General features: G+C 60.1%; 18 protein-coding genes. 2 read left to right on the plus strand and 16 right to left on the minus strand.

From position 1 onward, the window contains the following. The first annotated feature begins 47 nt into the window (after positions 1-47). Positions 48-1,739: a tetratricopeptide repeat protein gene (locus tag XX99_RS25090; RefSeq protein ID WP_231581614.1), complete on the plus strand. Its 1,692-nt coding sequence runs from the start codon at positions 48-50 to the stop codon at positions 1,737-1,739. Between the two features lie 560 nt (positions 1,740-2,299). Beyond that, positions 2,300-4,096 carry a TolB family protein gene (locus XX99_RS25095; RefSeq protein ID WP_050062147.1) on the plus strand — a complete coding sequence of 599 codons (1,797 nt, stop codon included), beginning with the start codon at positions 2,300-2,302 and terminating at the stop codon, positions 4,094-4,096. 72 nt (positions 4,097-4,168) lie between these two features. Here the strand turns inward: XX99_RS25095 and XX99_RS25100 are convergent, their stop codons facing one another. The 16 genes from XX99_RS25100 to hflX form a co-directional block, all read right to left on the minus strand. Then, the gene (locus tag XX99_RS25100; protein WP_231581615.1) at positions 4,169-4,651 is read right to left on the minus strand and encodes a GNAT family N-acetyltransferase; all 483 of its coding nucleotides are present in this window, start codon (positions 4,649-4,651) and stop codon (positions 4,169-4,171) included. Positions 4,652-4,913: 262 nt separating this feature from the next. Continuing rightward, positions 4,914-6,110 (minus strand): acyl-CoA dehydrogenase, encoded by a 1,197-nt coding sequence (locus tag XX99_RS25105; protein ID WP_050062148.1) that lies wholly within the window; start codon positions 6,108-6,110, stop codon positions 4,914-4,916. A gap of 160 nt (positions 6,111-6,270) precedes the next feature. Next, a complete protein-coding gene (locus tag XX99_RS25110) occupies positions 6,271-7,017 on the minus strand; it encodes a YoaK family protein (RefSeq protein WP_050062149.1) in 747 nt (248 codons plus the stop codon). 284 nt (positions 7,018-7,301) lie between these two features. Then, positions 7,302-7,763 carry a hypothetical protein gene (locus XX99_RS25115; RefSeq protein ID WP_050062150.1) on the minus strand — a complete coding sequence of 154 codons (462 nt, stop codon included), beginning with the start codon at positions 7,761-7,763 and terminating at the stop codon, positions 7,302-7,304. Positions 7,764-7,889: 126 nt separating this feature from the next. Beyond that, positions 7,890-8,876, minus strand: a complete 987-nt coding sequence (locus tag XX99_RS25120; RefSeq protein ID WP_050062151.1) for an MBL fold metallo-hydrolase — start codon at positions 8,874-8,876, stop codon at positions 7,890-7,892. A 77-nt stretch (positions 8,877-8,953) separates the two neighbouring features. Next, positions 8,954-9,829 (minus strand): phosphotransferase, encoded by an 876-nt coding sequence (locus XX99_RS25125; RefSeq protein WP_050062152.1) that lies wholly within the window; start codon positions 9,827-9,829, stop codon positions 8,954-8,956. Positions 9,830-9,852: 23 nt separating this feature from the next. Next, positions 9,853-10,710 (minus strand): 3-hydroxybutyryl-CoA dehydrogenase, encoded by an 858-nt coding sequence (locus tag XX99_RS25130; protein WP_197081948.1) that lies wholly within the window; start codon positions 10,708-10,710, stop codon positions 9,853-9,855. Between the two features lie 99 nt (positions 10,711-10,809). Then, on the minus strand, positions 10,810-11,571 hold the full coding sequence (locus tag XX99_RS25135) for a Stp1/IreP family PP2C-type Ser/Thr phosphatase (RefSeq protein ID WP_050062153.1): 762 nt from the start codon (positions 11,569-11,571) through the stop codon (positions 10,810-10,812). Between the two features lie 403 nt (positions 11,572-11,974). Next, positions 11,975-12,394, minus strand: a complete 420-nt coding sequence (gene atpC, locus XX99_RS25140; RefSeq protein WP_050062154.1) for an ATP synthase F1 subunit epsilon — start codon at positions 12,392-12,394, stop codon at positions 11,975-11,977. A gap of 105 nt (positions 12,395-12,499) precedes the next feature. Then, the gene (gene atpD, locus XX99_RS25145) at positions 12,500-13,942 is read right to left on the minus strand and encodes a F0F1 ATP synthase subunit beta (protein ID WP_050062155.1); all 1,443 of its coding nucleotides are present in this window, start codon (positions 13,940-13,942) and stop codon (positions 12,500-12,502) included. Positions 13,943-14,011: 69 nt separating this feature from the next. After that, complete coding sequence (locus tag XX99_RS25150; RefSeq protein ID WP_050062156.1) at positions 14,012-15,100, minus strand: F0F1 ATP synthase subunit gamma; 1,089 nt, start codon at positions 15,098-15,100, stop codon at positions 14,012-14,014. A 9-nt stretch (positions 15,101-15,109) separates the two neighbouring features. Further along, positions 15,110-16,663 (minus strand): F0F1 ATP synthase subunit alpha, encoded by a 1,554-nt coding sequence (atpA, locus tag XX99_RS25155; protein ID WP_050062157.1) that lies wholly within the window; start codon positions 16,661-16,663, stop codon positions 15,110-15,112. Positions 16,664-16,728: 65 nt separating this feature from the next. Further along, on the minus strand, positions 16,729-17,268 hold the full coding sequence (gene atpH, locus XX99_RS25160; protein WP_050062158.1) for an ATP synthase F1 subunit delta: 540 nt from the start codon (positions 17,266-17,268) through the stop codon (positions 16,729-16,731). Further along, positions 17,268-17,984 carry a F0F1 ATP synthase subunit B family protein gene (locus XX99_RS25165; RefSeq protein ID WP_050062159.1) on the minus strand — a complete coding sequence of 239 codons (717 nt, stop codon included), beginning with the start codon at positions 17,982-17,984 and terminating at the stop codon, positions 17,268-17,270. The genes atpH and XX99_RS25165 overlap by 1 nt, the downstream gene beginning before the upstream one ends. Then, a complete protein-coding gene (locus tag XX99_RS25170; protein ID WP_050062160.1) occupies positions 17,981-18,442 on the minus strand; it encodes an ATP synthase F0 subunit B in 462 nt (153 codons plus the stop codon). Before XX99_RS25170 ends, XX99_RS25165 begins: the two co-directional genes overlap by 4 nt. 322 nt (positions 18,443-18,764) lie before the next feature. Further along, entirely contained in the window at positions 18,765-20,174 is a 1,410-nt protein-coding gene (gene hflX / locus XX99_RS25175) for a GTPase HflX (RefSeq protein WP_082125959.1), read from the minus strand. Positions 20,175-20,220: the final 46 nt, after the last annotated feature.

The raw sequence follows: 20,220 nt of genomic DNA on the forward strand, positions 1-20,220 counted from the left end.
TTATGCCCTTGCTGACAGCACAAAAGCGGAAGTAGGCTGAGATGGCCATGACACGACCAGTTTTTGCCTTCCTGCTGGCTTTTTCGGCCGCCTCTACGCTCGCGCCCGCCGGCTCCATGTATGCCCAATCCGCTCCGCAGGTCATGCACCATCATCACGACGAAGCGCCAACCCCGGACGAGAAGCTGGGACAGGTTTCCTTCCCCACCTCCTGCGCAGCGCAGTCGCAGGTTTCGATCGAGCGCGGCATCGCTCTGCTGCATTCCTTTGGCTATACGTTGGCGGAGATGCAATTCGAAGGCATCGCCAAGGCTGATCAGGCATGCGCCATGGCACACTGGGGCGTTGCCATGACCCAGTACCAGGAGCTGTGGCAGCATCCGACACCCGAGCAGTTGAAGCGCGGAGCCGAGGAGATGGCTAAAGCGCGTGCCTTAGCAGAGCCGCCCGCCCAAATCACTCCACGCGAACGGGCGTATATCGCAGCTCTGAGCGCCTTCTTCGATTCCGCCGATGCCTCCTATCAGCAGCGCGCAGATGCTTATGAAGCAAAAATGAATGCGCTGCACCGTGAATTTCCCGATGATGTAGAGGGTGCGGCCTTCGATGCACTCTCCATGATCGCTTCGGTGCCGGCAGGCGACACTTCCCTCACCCACGAGCATCAGGCGCTGGCCATCCTGGTGCCGCTGTTCGCAGCGCATCCCGACCATCCCGGACTGGCGCATTACATCATTCATACCTGCGACACGCCGGCGCTCGCTGCCGACGGACTCTCGGCGGCCAGCGAGTACGCCAGAATCGCGCCCTCTTCGCCGCACGCGCTGCACATGCCGGGACACATCTTTGCCCGGCTGGGCATGTGGCAGGAAGATATCGATTCGAACCTGGCATCGGTTGCAGCTTCAGAAAAAGCGGAAGCCGCGGGTCAACCTGGCGCGGCGCACCAGATGCACGCGGAGGAGTTTCTGATTTACGCCTACCTGCAGATTGGGCAGGATGAGAAGGCGCGGATATTGACGGCGGGTATGCCTAAGATTGGCAGGCAGATGGCGGCAATGCCAGGCATGGACGATATGAAAGAGATCGGCCCATTCTTCGACAACGAGCTCGCCGCCATTTATGCAGTCGAGATGCATGACTGGAAGGCCGCAGCCGCTTTGCAGCCGGAGCCAGGATCGCCGGCCTACGAGTCCTTCGACACGTACTGGGGACAGGGCATCGCCGCCGGGCATCTGCGCGATGCGGCACTGGCCAAGGCAGCCTTGGCCAGTCTCGATCGCGATATCGAGGCGCTGAAGGGTTCTCCAATGGAGGCTTATGCCTCGGAGAGTATCCGGATCAAGCGGGACGAGATGATTGGCTGGCAAGCCTTCGCGGAAGATCATCCGGATGCCGCGGTTGTCGCTATGCGCAAAGCCGCCGATCAGCAGGACAAGCTGGGACAGGATGAGGTGGATATCCCGGCTCGCGAAATGCTGGGCGATCTCCTGCTGCTGGAGCATAAGCCACAAGAGGCGCTGGTGGAGTATCGCGTGGCCCTGAAGCTGAGCCCCAACCGCTTGAATGGACTGCTAAGTGCCGGCAAGGCCGCCGAAGAAGCTGGACATCCGGAGGAAGCGCTCGCCTTCTACAAAGCCGCGGCGATACAAACGAACTCCGGAACCCACAGTGGGCGGCCTGAAGTGGCGCATGCAGTGAAGGCAGCCGGAACTGCGGTCGTTGCCAAGGGAGAATAGCGAGCGCCGGCTGCCCACTCTGCGTGCGCTGCGATAACAAGGCCGTCTGCGTCGAGGCCTGCTCGGCACGGTGGTGGGAGGATGGATCGCCCAGCTATGGATGCGCCGCAATCACCGGGCACTCTATCTGCTCTCCGCCTGGGGCGGCCATTCTGGCCGTTAGAGATGCCATTTCCGGCGCAGTATAAGACGCGGTATAAGCTCGAACGCTAGACTCGTTCGACGACGAGCTCGCAGTCCCATTCTGTCGTGCCGAAAGTGGCTGGATCAGACCGGTAAGAAAAAACACTGTTACGAATCCGGTACAAACAGCTCGTTTCTTGAGGTTCATAGAACAATTATGCCTGGGAGTAAGTCCCATTCTTCGGTCCAGTCATCCACGCAATAAGGGGAGTGCCGCGACGCTTGCCAGAAAGAGTAGGAATAGAACAGTTTCGGTTGTGTTATAGGTAGGCGCGAAGAAATTTTTGAAGCCACTTCTTCATTCGTACCCGTCCCCGCCGATGCAGTCCGACCACAGCATCACTCTGTTCCACACTTTCTCTCCGTAAGAGGCACGTATGCAGTTAGTCTTCGTTCGCCCCATCCTCGCCATCGCGGCAATATTCCTCTCTCTTGCGAACCTGGCCTCCGCTTCGTCCGACAAGCTGATCTATGAGCGCTCCGAAAACCAGTGGTATATGTCCTGGCGAATACCGATGAGCGTCTCTCCAGATGGGAGTTGGGCGCTGTTTCACGGTGGTCCGGAGAACATGCACCTCTACTCCATTCGTGCCGGGAGCGAGGAGAACGAGACCTTGACGAAAGGCATGGATGTCGTCGAAGATGCGGCATTCTGCGGCTCCGGCTCTTCGTCGCTCGCGCGACGTGGACGACGAGGCAGCGAAACGGGTTGGTTTTTCCCCGGAGAGGAACACGTTTCTTCTCTTCCCGCCCAAGTGACGCTGGCTTGCTCACAAGATGGGCGTAAGATCGCTTACTTCGATTCGAGTGCACCGGATCGCAAACTCTTCGTTGGATCTCAAGGGAACTATCGCCCGTACAGCCCTGCCGGAACAGTGACGGCCATGGCCTTCTCTGCCGATGCCCGCATGTTTTATTACCTTGCTTATGATTCGAATGCGGAGACGACACTATTCCGCATCGTTTTATCGACAGGCGAGCCACAAGCCGTAGTCAACCACCTCGACGCAAGCCGCCTTGCCAATAACATCGCTCTTGCGCCAGATGGCAAAAGCGCATACCTCACACTCGCATCCGATAGCTTCCCGGAGAATGCAGCGCGCCATCAGCCGCATGCCGCTCGCTGGCTAAAGATATACCAGGTCGATTTTGCTACAGGCACGCGCAGGCTCGTAGTTGATTCCCCGGGCGAGAACAATGCCAGTCCTGCTTTGGCTGCGGGCTTTCTCTACTGGAATCACAAGGTGATACAGGACACCATTGTCACCATTCCGACCGAGGGTGGCGTGGCGAAGAACGTGATTGCCGGCGGCGCCTTTCCAATGTGGAATCCGGATGGATCGCAGATTGGATATTTCTTCGGGGATTTACGCTTCGCAGATTTACCGCTCAATTTCGACGACGCCGTCGTCAACGTGGATGCGAATGCGAATCGCACCTCGGAACCCAGAGTGATCGTCTCAGGATATGGCGAGGACTTTCCCCCGGCATGGTCCCCGGACGGGAAATGGATCGCCTTCCACTCCCATCGCTCGCCAACTCCTGTCCCGACCTATGCAAGCCCGGGCACCACCGACGACGTTTTTCTGCGTCGAGCCAACGATGTTCATGCGCCGGAGATCCGGTTGACGGACTTCGGCCTGGAGACTGGCCCCGCCTACTGGTCTCCTGATGGAAAGAAGCTGATCTTCGTCTCATGGAAGCGCGGTGGAACGCCCGGTATCAATAAGCTCTGGGTACTCACCCTCGATACGGAAAAAGGGGCTGTATTGAAGACGGAGATGTTGCCGCTTTCGGAGGACATCCTAAACCCGAGCGCGGGCATGTGGTCGCCGGACGGGAAAGAGATCGCCATTGAAGATGATCGCGGCGAAAGACGTAGCACGCTTTGGGTCGTGCGCGCCGACGGATCGCACCCGGAAAAGGTTATCGACTATGAGGGAACAACCTACGGCGGCCTGGACTGGGAGCGCGATGGCAAAACTCTGATTTACAGCGGACTGGCAGGCGATCATCTGCAGCTTTTCTCCGTGCCACGCATCGGCGGAACACCCACGCAGTTGACGCATGACGTTGGCGACCTTCTACAACCGGAAGTTTCTCCCGACGGCAAGCGAATCGCTTGTTTTCGCGAGGTGCAGTCGAATCAGATCTGGCGCCGCTCGCTTCCCTGACGGCGGAACACCCAATGTGCTCTCGAACACGAGACCTGGGGCACCCGGTGCAGTCGATCAACCAACGATCGTTCAGGCGACCTCCAGCCGGTATCGACACTTCTGGCGCATGCCGCGTGCGTAATACTGGCTGCTCTCCGGCAGATCGACGGTCCCGATAAATTCTGCTCCGGCAAGCTCGCAGCTCCGCCTCGACGCGATGTTCTCCGGATTGCATGTGATCCAGAGATGCGTATATCCGTGCTGCTGCGCTAGCGGCTTCAAAAGCGTCACGGATCGCGATGCATAACGCCGGCCGCGAAATGCCTCATCCACTCCATAACCGAAGTGCCCCGCGTATAAGGTGAGGTTCTCGTCCCATCCCAGCCGGAGATTGATGCTGCCTGCCTCACTTCCGGATTGCGCATCAATCATCCGGAAGTGATAGGTGGGAACCTGGTGGATCGCATGAGGCGTGAATTCAGCCAATTCAAGGCGTAACTCGCCCTCCTTGAGGGGGCCGGGATCGAGCGGAGCGGTGGAGATATTCGGTGCAATGTCCATCTGGAATTTCATCTGCTCTTCGGTGAGGCCATCTACTATTTGCAGGAGCTGTGTCTGTGTCGACTGCAGATAGTCGGCAGCCTTGGAACGCTCTGCAATATCCGGTTGCTGCAGTAAGTTTCGGATAAGTCATCCTTAGATTTTTATATGTTTTCGCTTCGACCTGTCGCTCGCACGATCATAGGAAGGAAAACCGACCCTTCGCTGACGACCAGAGGGAGGAAGCACGCGAAGCGCTCGCCCGCGACGGCCAGTCGCCGCCCGTGACGACCAGTCACCCGCGCGACGGATGGACCTTCAAAATCTCCCTCGCGATCACCATGCGTTGTATCTCGCTGGTGCCTTCACCGATGGTGCAGAGCTTCACGTCGCGATAGAACTTCTCGGCAGGATAGTCCTTGATGAAGCCGTAGCCTCCGTGGAGCTGCACGGCTTCGTCGCAGATGCGCACCGCGACCTCGCTCGCATAGAGCTTGGCCATGCTGGATTCCCGCGTCACCCGTTGTCCTGCGTCCTTTAGAACCGCAGCACGCTGCGTGAGCAGGCGGGCGGCGTCTAGCTCCGTTGCCATGTCGGCGAGCTTCCATTGGATACCCTGAAACTCCGCGATGGCTTTGCCGAACTGGCGGCGCTCCTTCACGTATTTCAGCGACGCATCGAGCGCGCCGCGGGCGATGCCGAGCGAGAGAGCGGCAATCGAGATGCGTCCGCCATCGAGGATGCGCATGGCGTCAATGAAGCCCTCGCCGAGCTTGCCGATGAGGTTTTCCTCGGGGATCACGCAGTCCTCGAAGATCAGCTCCGATGTATCGCTGGCGCGCAGGCCAAGCTTGTTCTCTTTCCTGCCGGGACGGAAACCGGGCGTGCCTTTTTCGACAAGGAATGCCGAGAGGCCATGTGTTCCCTGCGAGCGGTCGGTCACCGCGATCACCACTGCCACGTTGGCATGGCTGCCGTTGGTGATGAAGGTCTTGGTGCCGTTGAGCAGCCAGCCCTGGCCCGTGCGCGTGGCCATGGTTCGCGCAGCCGAGGCGTCGGAGCCGGAGCCGGGCTCGGTCAATCCCCAGGCGCCCAGCCATTCGCCGCTGGCCAGCCGCGGAACGTACTTGCGGCGCTGCTCTTCGCTGCCGGCAAGAAAGATGTGATTGGTGCAGAGCGAGCTATGCGCGGCAACGATGATGCCGATCGACCCATCAACGGCAGAGAGTTCTTCGATGGCCAGCATGTAATCGACGTAGCCCATACCCGAGCCACCGTATTCGGCAGGAAAGATGATGCCCAGCAGACCCATCTCGCCCAGCTGTTTGACCGCAGCGGAGGGAAACTCGCTGGCCTCGTCCCAGCGCATGATGTGCGGCGCGATCTCGCGGGCAGCAAACTTGCGGATGGCGTCGCGCAGCTGCTCCTGGTCCTCGGTAAGCGTGAAAGGGTAGGTATTGGGTGTAACTTCGGCGATGGAAGCAGCGGTCATGAAGACTCCGGAAAGCGAAGGTGCGAAAACCGGAGATGCTAGCAGGTTTCGGGGTGGGTTGGCGAGGACGGAGCATCGAACCGCCAAGTCCGTTCGGAATCAAATTCCAAATCGGGTTTAGAAGTTCAGGATAGACCGCGAAAAAAATATAGGGAGGAGTCTAGGCTGGCGACGTCCTGTTTCGGGTAGGCCAGTTTCGTATGGCGACTACCGCCAGCAGCGCGATTTCGAGCCAGAGCGCACGATTCCCCAGCTTTGGGGTTACGAAGCCGCCGCCCATTGCCCCGGCCAGAAACGATAGGCAGATAAGCGAGAAGTCACGTATCACCCGGCCGGTTTCCGGCTTCCGTTCGGAGGAGAAGCGATCCACGATGGCCTCGCTGAGCGTTCGCAGATTGCCGGTGGTGAAAGTGGAGTTGTAGCTTCTCCCGTTCACATCGCGGAAAGTGGCAACCTGGACCGAGGCGGCAAAGGCGATGCTGGTGGTGATCCAGAAGGCCCCGGTGCTCTGGGGAAGAACGCTAATCACGCTGAGGATGGCAATTTCGAGAGCCAAAACGGAGAGATTGGGAAAGCGAATCCGGGAGCGGGCGCCGGGAAGCTTCATGATCCGGGCTGCGGAGATGCCGATGATGAAGGCCACAATCGGCGGAAGATGGCGAAAGCCCGTTTGCCAGGTTCCCGATACGCAGCTGATGCCCAGCAGAACCACGTTGCCGGTCATGGCGTTGGCAAAGACATGCCCGTGGCCAACGTAAGTGAAGCCGTCGAGGTAGCCGCCGCCCAGCGCCAGCAGCGAGCTGGTGAGGGTGGACGACACGGGCACCTCCTGCAGAATGCCGGGAGCGTTCGCGGGCTTCTGCGTTTTCTGCTCTTCCTCTTGACCCGCACTTGCCGGTTCACTCATGGGTTACTTCAGCTTATAGGGAGTGGCGATGGACATGGGCATTGCCGGGAGGGATTGGGATCCGGTCGAGACGCTGTTCGCGAAAATCGCCCGCAATACTGGGACAGGAGATACGGGGGACAGGACCTGTGGTGAAGATCAGCCCAACGCGGATTTAAAAATGTTCAAACAGGGCGCAAATCATTGGAAATACAGAGCTTTCAAATCACGATTACTGCGCTCATTTCGGATGAAAAATCTGTCTTTCAGGCGCTCAACGATGCCGCTAGCCTCGATGCAGGCCTTTAGGCTACGTTGCGGGGCAGGCGGCCGCGGAGCTCTTCAGGGATGCGTCCTTGCAGAACGCGGGCCTGGGCCAGAGCCATGCCGGTCAGGTAGACGGGAGCAGGCGTGGTCACCGCGATCAGCACCCAGGAAACCAGTGAGACCAGGAGGCCCAAAATCGCCGCAGCCTGCAGGGTCAGATCGACAGACCGGTGCTCCAAGTGCATGACCAGGGCCCAGTTGCGCAACGGCTCGACGTGGTGAATCACCATCAGCGCCATGACGAAGGCAATGATTGACAGGGTGCTGACGCCAATCAAGGCTACATCGATGGTGCGGTGCAGCCGCTGCCGTCTGCGGCAGTGGTCGCACTCCTCAAGATGGCTCTTGTAGTCCTTGCTCATCTCCGGAGAGATACCCGAGATGTCGTAGCGCCAGCTGGAAAGGATGTCGCCTACGACTTGATCGGTACATTCTGTCATCGCTTTAAAAAATTCCCCGCGTTTTACGCGATCTGCAAAAACTCACCGCCGGAGTATGCCAATTTGAGGCTACTCAGCGGGCCGGATCACACTACTTCCAAGGAACGTTCTTCTTAATATATCACCTTACAGAACAATAGATTCCAGAGGAGCCTCTTGGGTCGCTAGTAAAAGTTTGTTGGCCAGCAGGCTCATGTGGTCGCGCAACGCGCGCTCGGCCGAAATCCGTGCGAGCTCAGGAAGATTATTGCTTTCAGAGATATGCGCAAGCACCACGTAGGCTGCCTGGCCGTCATAGCTCTCTTCGAGGAACTCCGCCGCAGCGTGATTCGAGAGATGCCCGACCCGGGACATCACCCGCTGCTTCACCGACCAGGGGTAAGGCCCGTCGCGCAGCATGTCCAGGTCGTGGTTCGATTCGAGCATCAGCACGTCGCAGCGGCGCAGCCGCATGGCGGCGTTGGCCGGCATGTAGCCGAGATCGGTGGCCAGCCCGATGCGTATCCCTTCGGCTTCAAAGACAAAGCCCACCGGATCGGCTGCATCGTGCGGGATGGTGAAAGGCGTCACCGCGATGTCGCCTACCGAAAAACCCTGCCCCGCCGAGAAATACTCGACACCGCCGGGCAGAGCGCAGGGATCGGTCTCGCGACGGGCTTCCATCTTGGATGCAGCACTCATCGGGTCAGCAACGCCATTCAGATCAATGGCCTGCTCTTCTTCAAACGCCTCTTTTTCTTCTATTTCGATATTCAAAGCTGCTTCCGAGCTCGCAGCGGCCTCCGCCTGCTGTTTCCGCTGTGCCAGCCAGTCGGCATAGGTCAGCCGCTTGCGCGGCGTCATCCAGCGCACCCAGGCGCGATGCGTGGGCTCGGTAAAGTACACGGGGATTCCCAGCTTGCGGGCGGTCACGGCCAACCCCTGCACATGGTCCTGATGCTCGTGGGTAACCAGAATGGCATCCAGGGTGCGAGGATCTTCCCCTGCGGCCAGCATGCGCTTGAAGAGCTCGCGGCAGGAGAGCCCGGCATCGACGAGGATGCGGGTGCGGGAGCTGGAGACAACCGTGCTGTTACCCTTGGAACCCGAGGCCAGCACCGTCATCCTCACCATATCTCAAGAGAATACCCCCGATCGGTGTGGAAGGCGCGCCGGGCAGGGCTGAAACTCGCAGCGGGAATCTTTCTCGACTACAGGTGCCCATATCGGGAACGGGCGACGGCCAGCCACTCCGCAGCCCGCTCCCTGCGATCAGGAAGTCTGGTCGTCAGGATCGCACCCCAGACCGCGCCCTGAAGATCGCGCGCCGCGAAAAACGGGTCCAGCGAAACAGGGTCCAGTCTGTCGCCATAAGCAGCCAGCGCCGCCTCTTTCGGCTCACCCGAGGTGCGGATGAAGCAGGCCACATCCCACTCGACCGGTCCCGAACAGGCATCTTCGAAATCCGTCCATACCAGTCCCTTGGCAGTCTTGAGCAAATTCTTTTTGTGCGCGTCGCCGTGCAGCGGCTGCTCGGGCAGGCGCAGCGCATCGATCCCGGCCGCGACCACGCTGAAGCCGCGGCGCAGCATGGCGAGGTCGGCGTTATCGAGCACATTCCACGACGCGATCTCATCCAGCCACTGAGGGATCTCCGCAAACGGGCTCAGCCGCTTCAGAGAACCTCTGTATCCGCGCAGCACCGCATGCAGTTCGCGCAGGAATGGACCTACCTCTGCGGCATCGGCCACATAGGCGCGGTCGTGTTCGACAAACTCCCAGAAGGTGAGGGTCAGCCCATCGTGCAGGTGCGGACCGGGCGGCAGCTCGCGGCTAGGCGGCACCACCGGAAATTGAGCTGCCGCAAGGTATCCAGCGATGTCCAGATCGAGCGCCAACCACCACTGCGCCGGCTTGCGCACCAGCGCCGTCGTGGTTGCTACTCGCGCGACCACCGAAGCAGGTTTGAGATGCACCAGCACATTGCTGCCGTCGGCCACCACTTCAGGCTGATCGTCGCAGCGCAGGCCGAGCGAGCGCGCCACATGGAGCGCGGCAGCCACTGCCCTCATGCTCAGCGTGTCCATTCGTCCCTCCCAGCTCGTTCCTCTCAGCCATCGTACTCATAAAACCCGCGCCCGCTCTTGCGCCCGAGCCAGCCGGCATCGACCATGCGAATTAGCAGGGGGCAGGGACGATATTTTGGGTCGCCCAGCCCATCCTGCAGCACGCGCATGATATCCAGGCAGACGTCGAGGCCGATGAAGTCCGCGAGGGTGAGCGGGCCCATGGGATGCGCCATGCCCAGCTTGAAGACCTCGTCGACGGCCTGAGCGGTCGCCACACCTTCCATCACCGCATACATGGCCTCGTTCAGCAGCGGCATCAGCACGCGGTTGGAGACGAAGCCGGCTGCGTCGTTGACCTCAACCGGCGTCTTGCCCAGCCGCTCAGACAGAGCCTTCACTGTGTCATAGGTGGTCTGCGAGGTTTGCAGCCCGCGGATCACCTCTACCAGCTTCATCACCGGGACCGGGTTGAAGAAGTGCATGCCGATGACCTGCTCCGGCCGCCTGGTCTGCGCTGCGAGCCTGGTGATCGAGATGGATGAGGTGTTAGACGCCAGGATGGCATGGGCGGGCAGAAGTTCATCAAGCTCGGCAAAGAGCTGCGCCTTGACCTCGAAGCGCTCGGTGGCTGCTTCGACTGCGAAGTCGCATTCGGCCAGCGCGCCGCGGTCGAGGGTGCCGGTGATGCGGCCCAGCGCCAGTTCCTTGTCCTCTGCGGAGATCTTTCCTTTCGACAGCTCACGATCGAGATTCTTGCGAATGGTCTCGATGCCGCGATTGAGAAACTGCTGCTCGACCTCGCACAGCAGGACACCGAAGCCGCTGCGTGCAAAAACGTGCGCGATGCCGTTTCCCATGGTGCCTGCGCCCAGCACGCCGACCATCTTGATATCAATCATTCCCACCGCCTCTTTCACTCATTTCTACCTTCGTGGAGCCGCAAAACAAATGAGTCTATCAGCAGCGAAGCCGGAGGGGAGCAGAGCGGGAAAAGAGAATCAGCGAATGATATCGGCGGGCATCCGGGTGACGATGCAGGTGATGTTATCGTGGCCGCCGGCCTGGTTGGCTGCCTCCACCAATCCGCTCGATAGCGCTTCCACATCTTCCTGGCCGCCTTCAAGCATCCGGTTGAGGAGCTCAGTGATGCGATCGTCGGGCAACTCACGGGTCAGCCCGTCGGAGCAGAGCAGCAGCAGATCGCCCGGTTGGAGGTCGATCTCGGAGGTTTCGGGCGCGACCGTCTTCTGCGTTCCGATGGCGCGGGTGATCACATTGCGCAGCGGCGAGCGGTCAGCCTCATCCTGGGTAAGCTGTCCGAGGCGCACCTGCTCGTCTACCAAAGAGTGATCATTGGTTTGCCGCAGCAGTTGACGGTGGCGAAACAGGTAGCAGCGGCTGTCGCCCACGTGAGCGATCACCGCTTTGTCGCCCACAATCACAGCTGCCACGAGCGTCGTACCCATGCCGTGCAGAGCTGTATCTCTCTCGGATCGCACATAGACCAGGCGATTGGCGGCTTCGATTGCGGCCTCGAGCACACCCTGCGTGTGCGCATCGCGTTCTGTGTCGCAAATGCGCTCGATCAGCGTGTCGACGGCGAGACGGCTGGCAATTTCTCCGGCAGCGGCTCCGCCCATGCCATCGCATACGACAAAGGCGCCGGCATCGAGACAATATCCGAAGGAGTCTTCGTTGGTGGTCCGCACGCTACCGGTGTGACTACAGGCGGCGGCTTCAAGCTTGGTTGGTGTCTGCATTCTGGAAGACGATTTTCGACCTGCTCCAAGATACACTAGCCGCTCAAAAGCAACCTCGGAAATCACCCGTTGGGGGCAAATACCGGCTGCCATGCGATGAACATATCTGGAGAGTGAGTGAATGTTGTGACGTTGGAATGTCGATGGGTAACTTATTCCGCCCGGTATTTTCGCGGAGTATCTCGAAGGAAGGAAAAGGGCCGAATTTATTCAGTCCCAGACTGCTGACAAAGTTATACAGAGCTGAGAAGGCAGAAGATCCAGCGCTAAAGCCCTCGGAATATCATCGGCTTATTCGTGAGGCTGAAGCCTCACGCTCCCTCCGAAAATCAATCGTGGGATTTTTCACCGACAAAAGACTGGCCTCAGCCAGTCCCTTTGTTTCGATGAAACGCCGAGTCTGTCAGGAGTGACCCTGAGCGCTTTCCATCTGCGATTCTGCTTCGCGGATGACGGCATTCGCCTCATCGTATTTCTCTGCGTCATCGCCGGCTTCATTCCAGAGCTTCCTGCCCTCGTCGAGATCCTTCTGCGCCTCTGCGGTATCGATCTCTTCCGGCTTCAACGCGCTTTCGGCAAGGATGGTCACGCGCTCGGGAAGCACCTCGACAAAGCCTCGCGCCACATTGAAGCGCTGATCGCCGCCCTCGCCGCCGTGCAGACGCACTTCACCCGGACCAAGCTCGGCAAGCAACGGCGCGTGGCCGTAGAGCACTTCGAGATATCCGGACTTGGATGGCACCTCGACCGCATCCGCCGTCTGATCGACGAGGATGCGGTCGGGAGTTACGAGCCGGACTGTAAGTTTGTTGGTATCTGCCATTCTTCAGTTCTCAGAGCACAGAGCACAGGGCTCAGAGCTCAGTCTCTTTCAGTGATCACTTTCAGCTCTTGCTAAGCCCTGAGCCCTAAAACCTGAACCCTGCTATTACGCCGTAGTCTTCAGCTTCTCGGCTGCTTCGAGGACTTCTTCGATTGTGCCCTTCATGTAGAAGGCCTGTTCGGGAACGTCGTCGTGCTTGCCTTCGATCACTTCCTTGAAGCTGCGCACGGTATCGGCGATCTTGCAGTAGCTGCCCGGGATACCCGTGAACTGCTCGGCCACGTGGAAGGGCTGCGAGAGGAACTTCTGCACCTTGCGGGCGCGGTTGACCGTGGTGCGATCCTCTTCGGAAAGCTCGTCGATGCCGAGAATGGCGATGATGTCCTGCAGGTCCTTATAGCGCTGCAGAATACGCTTCACGCCCTGGGCCACGTCGTAATGCTCCTGTCCGACGATGCGCGGCGAAAGAATACGCGAGCTCGAAGCCAGCGGATCGACAGCGGGATAGATGCCGAGCTCAGACAATGGACGCGAGAGCACGGTGGTCGCATCGAGGTGAGCGAAGGTGGTCGCGGGCGCGGGATCGGTCAAATCGTCGGCGGGCACGTAGACGGCCTGGACCGAGGTGACGGAGCCCTTCTTGGTCGAGGTGATGCGCTCCTGCAGCTCGCCCATTTCCGTGGCCAGGTTGGGCTGATAACCGACGGCCGAAGGCATGCGGCCTAGCAGCGTCGATACTTCGGAGCCCGCCTGGGTGAAGCGGAAGATGTTGTCGATAAAGAGGAGCGTGTCCGAACCCTCTTCGTCGCGGAAGTGCTCGGCGATGGTCAGCGCCGAGAGCGCCACGCGCAGACGCGCTCCGGGCGGCTCGGTCATCTGGCCGTAGATCAGCGCGGCCTTGGACTTCGAGAGATCCTTGAGATCGATCACGCCGGCTTCCTGGAACTCAAGCCAGAGATCGTTGCCCTCGCGGGTGCGCTCGCCGACGCCGGCGAAGACGGAGAAGCCGCCGTGCTTGGTCGCAACGTTGTTGATCAGCTCCTGGATGACGACGGTCTTGCCCACGCCGGCGCCGCCGAAGAGGCCGATCTTACCGCCCTTGAGAAATGGCTGGATGAGATCGATGACCTTTACGCCGGTCTCGAACATCTCTTCCGAGGTCGACTGCTCGTCGAAGGCAGGAGCCTGGCGGTGAATCGGCTTGCGCTCGGTCGAAGTCACCGGGCCGAGCTCGTCGACCGGTTCGCCGATGACGTTGAGCACGCGGCCCAGCGTTCCCTTGCCCACCGGCACGGTGATGGGGCCGCCGGTATCGATGGCGTTCATGCCGCGCACCATGCCCTCGGTCGCTTCCATGGCCACGCAGCGCACGCGGCCCTCGCCCAGATGCTGCTGGACTTCGAGGATCACGTTGATCGGCGTGGGAACGTTGAAGCCGTCGCTCACAACGCGCAGGGCCTGATAGATCGAGGGCATCCTCGCCTCTTCGAATTGCACGTCCACGGCCGGGCCGGAGATCTGAATCACTTTGCCTATGTTCTCTGCCATATGTTTCCTGTACTCAAACTTCGCCTAATGTTTTCGCCGGCCGCTTCTCAGCCAACCGCTTCCCAGCCGCTACAACGCAGCTGCGCCGCTCACAATCTCGATGATCTCTTTGGTGATCGCCGCCTGGCGCACGCGGTTCATGGTGAGCGTCAGATCGTCGATCATTTCTGTTGCGTTGTTGGTCGCGGCATCCATGGCCGTCATACGGGCCGCGTGCTCGGCGGCCACCGACTCCAGCATGGCGTGATAGAGCTGCGAGGTGACGTAGCGCGGCAGAATCGCGTCGAAGATCTCGCGCGGCGGCTGCTCGTAGATGTAGTCGACATCGGCGGTGCCGAACTTCTTGGCCTCGTCTTCGAACTCCGCTATGTCCGCCTCGGCCTCGCCGGGCTGCACGCTGATACCGGCGGTCAGTGCCGCTTCGCCGGCTTGTGCTCGTTCTTCCGCAGTCATCTCACGCGCTTCTGCGATCTCATGCTTGCCGAACTCGACGATGGGCAAAAGCTTCTCGACGACGACGCGCTGCGCAATGACCGACTTGAACTCGTTGTAGACGAGATAGACGGCGTCGATCTCTTCATGTGCATAGCGGTCGACGATGTCTTCGCCGACTTCGCGCACCGCGTCGAAGCTCAGCTTTTCCAGCAGCCCAGGATGATCTCCGATGACTTCGGTGCCGCTGCCTCTCTGCCGCTCCGGACGCGCGCTGCCTGCGTGCTCGCCTTGATTCTGCTCGGCGAACTTGGCCGCGGGATAGCGGCGGCGGAAGAGATCACGAGCTTTGCGTCCAATGGGCTCGATGTCGATCTGCTTCTTGCCGTTCTTGTCGAGAAACTGCGTTGCCGTCTTGATGATGTTGGTGTTGAAGGCGCCGGCAAAACCCTTATCGCCCGAGACCACCACGATCAGCACCCGCTTCTCTTCCCGCGTTCGCAGCAGCGGATGCTTGGCATCGCCCGTCTCCGGGTCGTAAATATCGATGCGGCGCTTCAGAGACTCGAGCACGCTGGCCAGCATCGCCGAGTAGGGCCGCGAGCTGACGGCGCGCTCCTGCGCGCGGCGCAGCTTAGCCGCCGAGACCATCTTCATGGCCTTGGTGATCTGGCGCGTGTTTTTCACACTGCGAATGCGCCGCCGTAAATCGAGAACGTTTGCCATGGTCGAGTCTTACTTCGCCGCCCCCGCCGTTTGCACCTTGGCGTCCTGATGTTCGGAAAGGAAGTTGGCCTTGTACTCCTGCAGGGCATCCTTGATACGCCGCTTCAGGTCGTCATCGAGCGACTTCTTGGTCGCGATGTCGTTGAGCAAGGCACTCTGCCCCGAGTCGAGGTACTTGTACAGGCCGTCTTCAAAGGCGCGGATGCTGGGCACCTTGATGTCGTCGAGGAAGCCCTGAGTGCCGGCGAAGAGGATGATTACCTGCTTCTCGGCGGTCAGTGGCTGGAACTGCGGCTGCTTGAGGAGCTCCGTCAGGCGCTGTCCGCGGTTCAACTGGTTCTGCGTGGCCTTATCGAGATCGCTGCCGAACTGCGCGAAAGCCGCGAGGTCACGATACTGCGCGAGGTCGAGCTTCAGCGTCGAACCCACCTGCTTGATGGCCTTGATGGCTGCCGAAAATCCTACACGCGAGACGGACAAGCCCACGTTCACCGCGGGACGGACGCCGGAGTTGAAGAGATCGGTCTCGAGGAAGATCTGTCCATCGGTAATCGAGATCACATTGGTCGGAATGTACGCCGAAACGTCGCCGGCCTGGGTCTCGATGATGGGCAGCGCGGTCAGCGATCCCGAACCAAACTCCTTGCTCAGCTTGCAGGAGCGCTCCAGCAGGCGCGAGTGGAGATAGAAGACATCGCCGGGATAGGCTTCGCGTCCCGGAGGACGGCGCAGCAGCAGCGAGAGCTCACGGTAGGCCACGGCGTGCTTGGAGAGATCGTCGTAGATGATCAGCGCGTGCTTGCCGTTGTCGCGGAAGTATTCAGCCAGCGCGGTGGCTGCGTAGGGCGCGAGATACAGCATGGGCGCCGGCTCGGAAGCGGTCGCGGCAACCACGATGGTGTAGTCCATCGCGCCGTATTCGGCGAGCGTCTGCACCACCTGGGCGACGGAGGAGCGCTTCTGGCCGATGGCGCAGTAGACGCAGATCAGATCCTTGCCCTTGCTGTTGATGATGGTGTCGAGCGCGACGGAGGTCTTGCCGGTCTGGCGGTCGCCGATGATCAGCTCGCGCTGGCCGCGGCCGATCGGAATCATGGAGTCGATGGCCTTCAGTCCGGTCATCATCGGTTCGCGCACCGGCTGGCGCGAAATGACGCCAGGGGCAAGCCGCTCTACCGGCAAAGACTGGGTCGAAGCGATCGGCCCTTTATCGTCGATGGGTTCGCCGAGCGAGTTGACCACGCGGCCGATCATGGCATCGCCCACGGGAACGCTGAGAATCTTGCCGGTGCGCTTGACTTGGTCGCCTTCGCGAAGTTCGGTGTAGTCGCCGAGCAGCACCGCGCCCACCTGATCTTCTTCAAGGTTCATGGCCAAACCGGCCACGTTGTGCGGGAACTCGATCAACTCGCCCGCCATCACCTTGTCCAGACCGTGAATGCGCGCGATTCCATCGCCCAGCGAGATGATGGTGCCGACTTCATCGACACGGACCTTGGAATCGTAATTTGCGATCTGCTCTTTGAGGAGCTGTGTAATTTCGTCTGCGTTTATCTGAGCCATTGCTTCACTTTTCCAACCGGGTTCTCAACTCTTGATGATGACGTGGCTGCGCTTGAAACTCGACGTTAGCTCGCTGCCAGCTCTTCTTTCAGCCGGTTCAGGCGTCCGCGCACCGAACCGTCATAAACTGTACTGCCTACCTGCAGGATGACTCCGCCGAGCAGCGAAGAGTCTTCATGGAAGGTAGCACTCACACGCGTCTTCGTCATTTCCGCGATCCGCGCTTCGAGATCCTGCCGCCCCTGTTCATCCAAGGAATGAGCGGTTGTCACCGACACTTCGGAGATGCCCAGCCGCACATTCATCTCATGACGAAAGGCAGCCAGCACCTCATCGAGCGCATGAATCCGGCTGTGATTGATGAGCACCGCGACGAAATTCCGCGCCTGCTGGGACATGCCAAGACGCGAATTCAGCTTGTCCAGAATCGCAACCTTCTGCTCCACCGGAAACGTGGGATCGAGGAAGACCTCGCGCAAACCCGCGCTGGTGTGCCACGCAGCGGCAAAGTCGTTCAGCTGATTCTGAATAACCGACGCGTTGAGGTGCGCTTCGAGCACCACATCGGCCAGGGCGCGCGCATATCGCGCTGCAAAAGCAGACATCAGTTGCGCTCTCCCTTCTTCAGGCTTTCGGCGAAGTTGTGGATCAGCGCGTGATCGTCCTCGGCGCTGAGATGAATCCGGCCCAAGGCACGGTCAACGGCCAGCTCGGCGGCAAATTTCTTCAGGTCGCGATGCGCTGCCGCGCTCGCCGCGCCGATCTCCTGCTCAGCCGAGGCCACAATGCGCTTGCGCTCCTCTTCGAGAGCATCCTGAATGCGTTTCTCATCGGACGCGCTCTCGCGCTCGGTCTGCTCCCGGATGGCATCGATCTCGACGCCCAGCTTCGACAACCGCTCTTCGACCGCCGACAGCCGCTCGGCAGCCTGCGCGCTCGCTACCTGCGCTTCCACAATTTGCTTCTGGAGATGTTCCGAACGCTTGCGCAGCATCTTCGGCATGAGCTTTAGGAGAAACCAGAGAATCACGCCGATCAGGATCGCCGAATTCAGATCCTCGAAGATCTTCGCAGTGGTCTCGGTGCTCAGGTTCGTCAGGCGCGCAATCTTCTGCACCGGACCCGCATGACGAAAAGCCTCGGTCTGCGAATCGGTATCCGGAGCGTCCATCTTGTCGGGCTGCGAGACGCCGCCATTTGCGGCACCGGTTGCGGGAGCGGGGGTATTCTGCGCCCTTGCCGGCAGCGCACTGAAAATATTGATTCCCAGCAACGCTACAAGAAAAAGGCGGGCGGGATGATTTCTAAGAAGCGACTTCAACGAACTCCCTCCGCCTGTGCTGGAAGGATGACCCGCAGAATCTGTCCGGCGAGCTGATCTGCCGAGCTCTCCACCTGTTTCCGCGCGGCCTCGGCCTCAGCCTCAATCGATTTGCGCGCCGCCTGGATCTTTTCATGCGCCGCCAGCCGCGCACTTTCCAGCGCCTTTTCGCGTTGCGCATTCCACTGCTGGATGCGCTGTTCGCGGGCGCGGAAGATCTCCGCGCGCGCCGCCCGCAGCTTGGCTTCGTATTCCTGGGTCTTGGCGTCGGCAGCGGCGATCGCGGCGTGCGCCTTTTCCACGGCTCCCGCGGTCATCTCTCGCCGCTGCGCCAACATCCGCACCAGCGGGCCATGCAAAATGAAGCGATAAGCCAGGACCAGAATCAAAAAAATGACCATCGTCGGCACAGAGCCGAGGAGAAGATCGCCGAGTTGACGCAGAAGTTCATCTACCATGATTTCGCCGACGTATGCGGATGGAAACTACTGGAAAGGGTTATAGAATAATTGGTTGTAACAGACGTGAAATTGCAGTGTCAATGCGGCGAGCACACTCTGACTGCTTTCCCGAAAACCGGCAACATAGAGTAACCCGCCAATCGCCTGAATATTCGGAAATCTTTTCTTGACTCGCCACTTCACCGGCGTAGACTGAGTGTATCACCTATGACCCGGTTCAGGGTCCAATGGGCCGAGTGTTCGGGACCTACCTCTGCTCCCGCTCAGTCGGCCCATTCTTATGCTTCTCCAGTCTAATTTTTAATCCCCGTTTGATTTTTCAATTCCCGTCCAGTCTCCAATATTGCCGATAGCGTCCCATCAGAGAAGCGGGACCGGCGACCGTCATCACCACGGAATCGCCTTCGAAACGGCGTTCGCGGATCAATGATCCCGCACCCAGCGCAGCCAGAATCCCTCCCTCGGACTGAGGAACTTCAAATTGTTGCTCGACGATGGGATCGGCGACCAGCGCCGCGTCGACACGCTCCAGCAGCTCCGTAATTCCCCAGCCTGATTTCGCGGAAACTGCAACTGCTCCGCTGGCCACCAGGACTTCGCGCTCGGCCTCGGGCAGAAGGTCGATCTTGTTCAAGACCTCGATGCGCGGCTTGCCCAGCACCCCCAGCTCATCCAGAACTTTTTCGACTTCGGCCTTGTGCTCGTCCTGCATTTCGCTCGAGCAGTCGCGGACATGCAGCAGGACTTCGGCCTTCTGCACCTCTTCCAGCGTGGCGCGGAACGAAGTCACCAGCGTATGCGGCAGATTGCGGATGAATCCGACGGTGTCGGAAAGCAGCACCTTGCGCCGGCTGGGCAGCAGGATCGCCTTCAGCTTGGGGTCGAGCGTGGCGAACATGCGCGAGGACTCGAGCACTCCGGCCTTGGTGATGGTGTTGAAGAGCGTACTCTTGCCGGCGTTGGTATATCCCACCAGCGCAACGGCCGGCACCGGTACAGCCTCACGGCGTTGCCTCTGCTGGGTGCGGACGCGCCGGACACCTTCAAGTTCTTCTTTAAGGTGAACCAGGCGCCGCTGGATTCTGCGACGATCGGTTTCCAGCTGTGTTTCGCCCGGTCCCCTGGTGCCGATGCCGCCGCCCAGCTGCGACATGGACGCGCCGCGTCCGGTGAGCCGGGGAAGCATGTATTCCAGCTGCGCCAGCTCCACCTGCAGTTGACCCTCACGCGTACGGGCATGGCGCGCGAAGATGTCGAGGATAAGTTGCGTGCGGTCGACGATGCGGCAAGGCAGCGCCTCTTCAAGATTGCGCAGCTGCGTGGGTGTCAGATCATGATCGAAGAGGATAACGTCGGCGTGAATGGATGCCGCAATGCCCGCGATCTCCTCGACCTTGCCGCTCCCCAGGAGGGTAGCGGGATCGGGTTTCGGACGCCGCTGGATGACCTCGGCGCCAATCTCCGCTCCAGCGGACAGAATCAGCTCGCGGAACTCTTCAAGGGAAGCCTGCAGATCGAAGGTCGGGGAAGGGATAACCGCTCCCGTGCTCGGGACATTGAAATCTTCGTCGCTGAGAATGTCGTGGCCGTCGATATGAGCGACAGCCGCATTTCGGGCAAGCGCGGCAGTGCGCGAAAGGGACCTGCGTTGGCCGCCGAACTCGACGGCAACCAGCAGAGCAATCTCGTGGGATCGGCTCAACGCATCCGATGGCTTGACTGAACTCAAAATCCGATCTCGGTCGCCGCCTCAACGGTCATGACGCAACAATACG

This window comes from Silvibacterium bohemicum, from assembly GCF_001006305.1.
GTDB lineage: Bacteria > Acidobacteriota > Terriglobia > Terriglobales > Acidobacteriaceae > Silvibacterium > Silvibacterium bohemicum.

What these genes read in the sequence shown, in the direction of transcription:
- XX99_RS25090 (WP_231581614.1), top strand. Translation starts at nt 48, where the DNA reads ATGACACGACCAGTTTTTGCCTTCCTGCTGGCTTTTTCGGCCGCCTCT.
- XX99_RS25095 (WP_050062147.1), top strand. Translation starts at nt 2,300, where the DNA reads ATGCAGTTAGTCTTCGTTCGCCCCATCCTCGCCATCGCGGCAATATTC.
- XX99_RS25100 (WP_231581615.1), bottom strand. Translation starts at nt 4,651, where the DNA reads ATGAAATTCCAGATGGACATTGCACCGAATATCTCCACCGCTCCGCTC.
- XX99_RS25105 (WP_050062148.1), bottom strand. Translation starts at nt 6,110, where the DNA reads ATGACCGCTGCTTCCATCGCCGAAGTTACACCCAATACCTACCCTTTC.
- XX99_RS25110 (WP_050062149.1), bottom strand. Translation starts at nt 7,017, where the DNA reads ATGAGTGAACCGGCAAGTGCGGGTCAAGAGGAAGAGCAGAAAACGCAG.
- XX99_RS25115 (WP_050062150.1), bottom strand. Translation starts at nt 7,763, where the DNA reads ATGACAGAATGTACCGATCAAGTCGTAGGCGACATCCTTTCCAGCTGG.
- XX99_RS25120 (WP_050062151.1), bottom strand. Translation starts at nt 8,876, where the DNA reads ATGGTGAGGATGACGGTGCTGGCCTCGGGTTCCAAGGGTAACAGCACG.
- XX99_RS25125 (WP_050062152.1), bottom strand. Translation starts at nt 9,829, where the DNA reads ATGGACACGCTGAGCATGAGGGCAGTGGCTGCCGCGCTCCATGTGGCG.
- XX99_RS25130 (WP_197081948.1), bottom strand. Translation starts at nt 10,710, where the DNA reads ATGATTGATATCAAGATGGTCGGCGTGCTGGGCGCAGGCACCATGGGA.
- XX99_RS25135 (WP_050062153.1), bottom strand. Translation starts at nt 11,571, where the DNA reads ATGCAGACACCAACCAAGCTTGAAGCCGCCGCCTGTAGTCACACCGGT.
- atpC (WP_050062154.1), bottom strand. Translation starts at nt 12,394, where the DNA reads ATGGCAGATACCAACAAACTTACAGTCCGGCTCGTAACTCCCGACCGC.
- atpD (WP_050062155.1), bottom strand. Translation starts at nt 13,942, where the DNA reads ATGGCAGAGAACATAGGCAAAGTGATTCAGATCTCCGGCCCGGCCGTG.
- XX99_RS25150 (WP_050062156.1), bottom strand. Translation starts at nt 15,100, where the DNA reads ATGGCAAACGTTCTCGATTTACGGCGGCGCATTCGCAGTGTGAAAAAC.
- atpA (WP_050062157.1), bottom strand. Translation starts at nt 16,663, where the DNA reads ATGGCTCAGATAAACGCAGACGAAATTACACAGCTCCTCAAAGAGCAG.
- atpH (WP_050062158.1), bottom strand. Translation starts at nt 17,268, where the DNA reads ATGTCTGCTTTTGCAGCGCGATATGCGCGCGCCCTGGCCGATGTGGTG.
- XX99_RS25170 (WP_050062160.1), bottom strand. Translation starts at nt 18,442, where the DNA reads ATGGTAGATGAACTTCTGCGTCAACTCGGCGATCTTCTCCTCGGCTCT.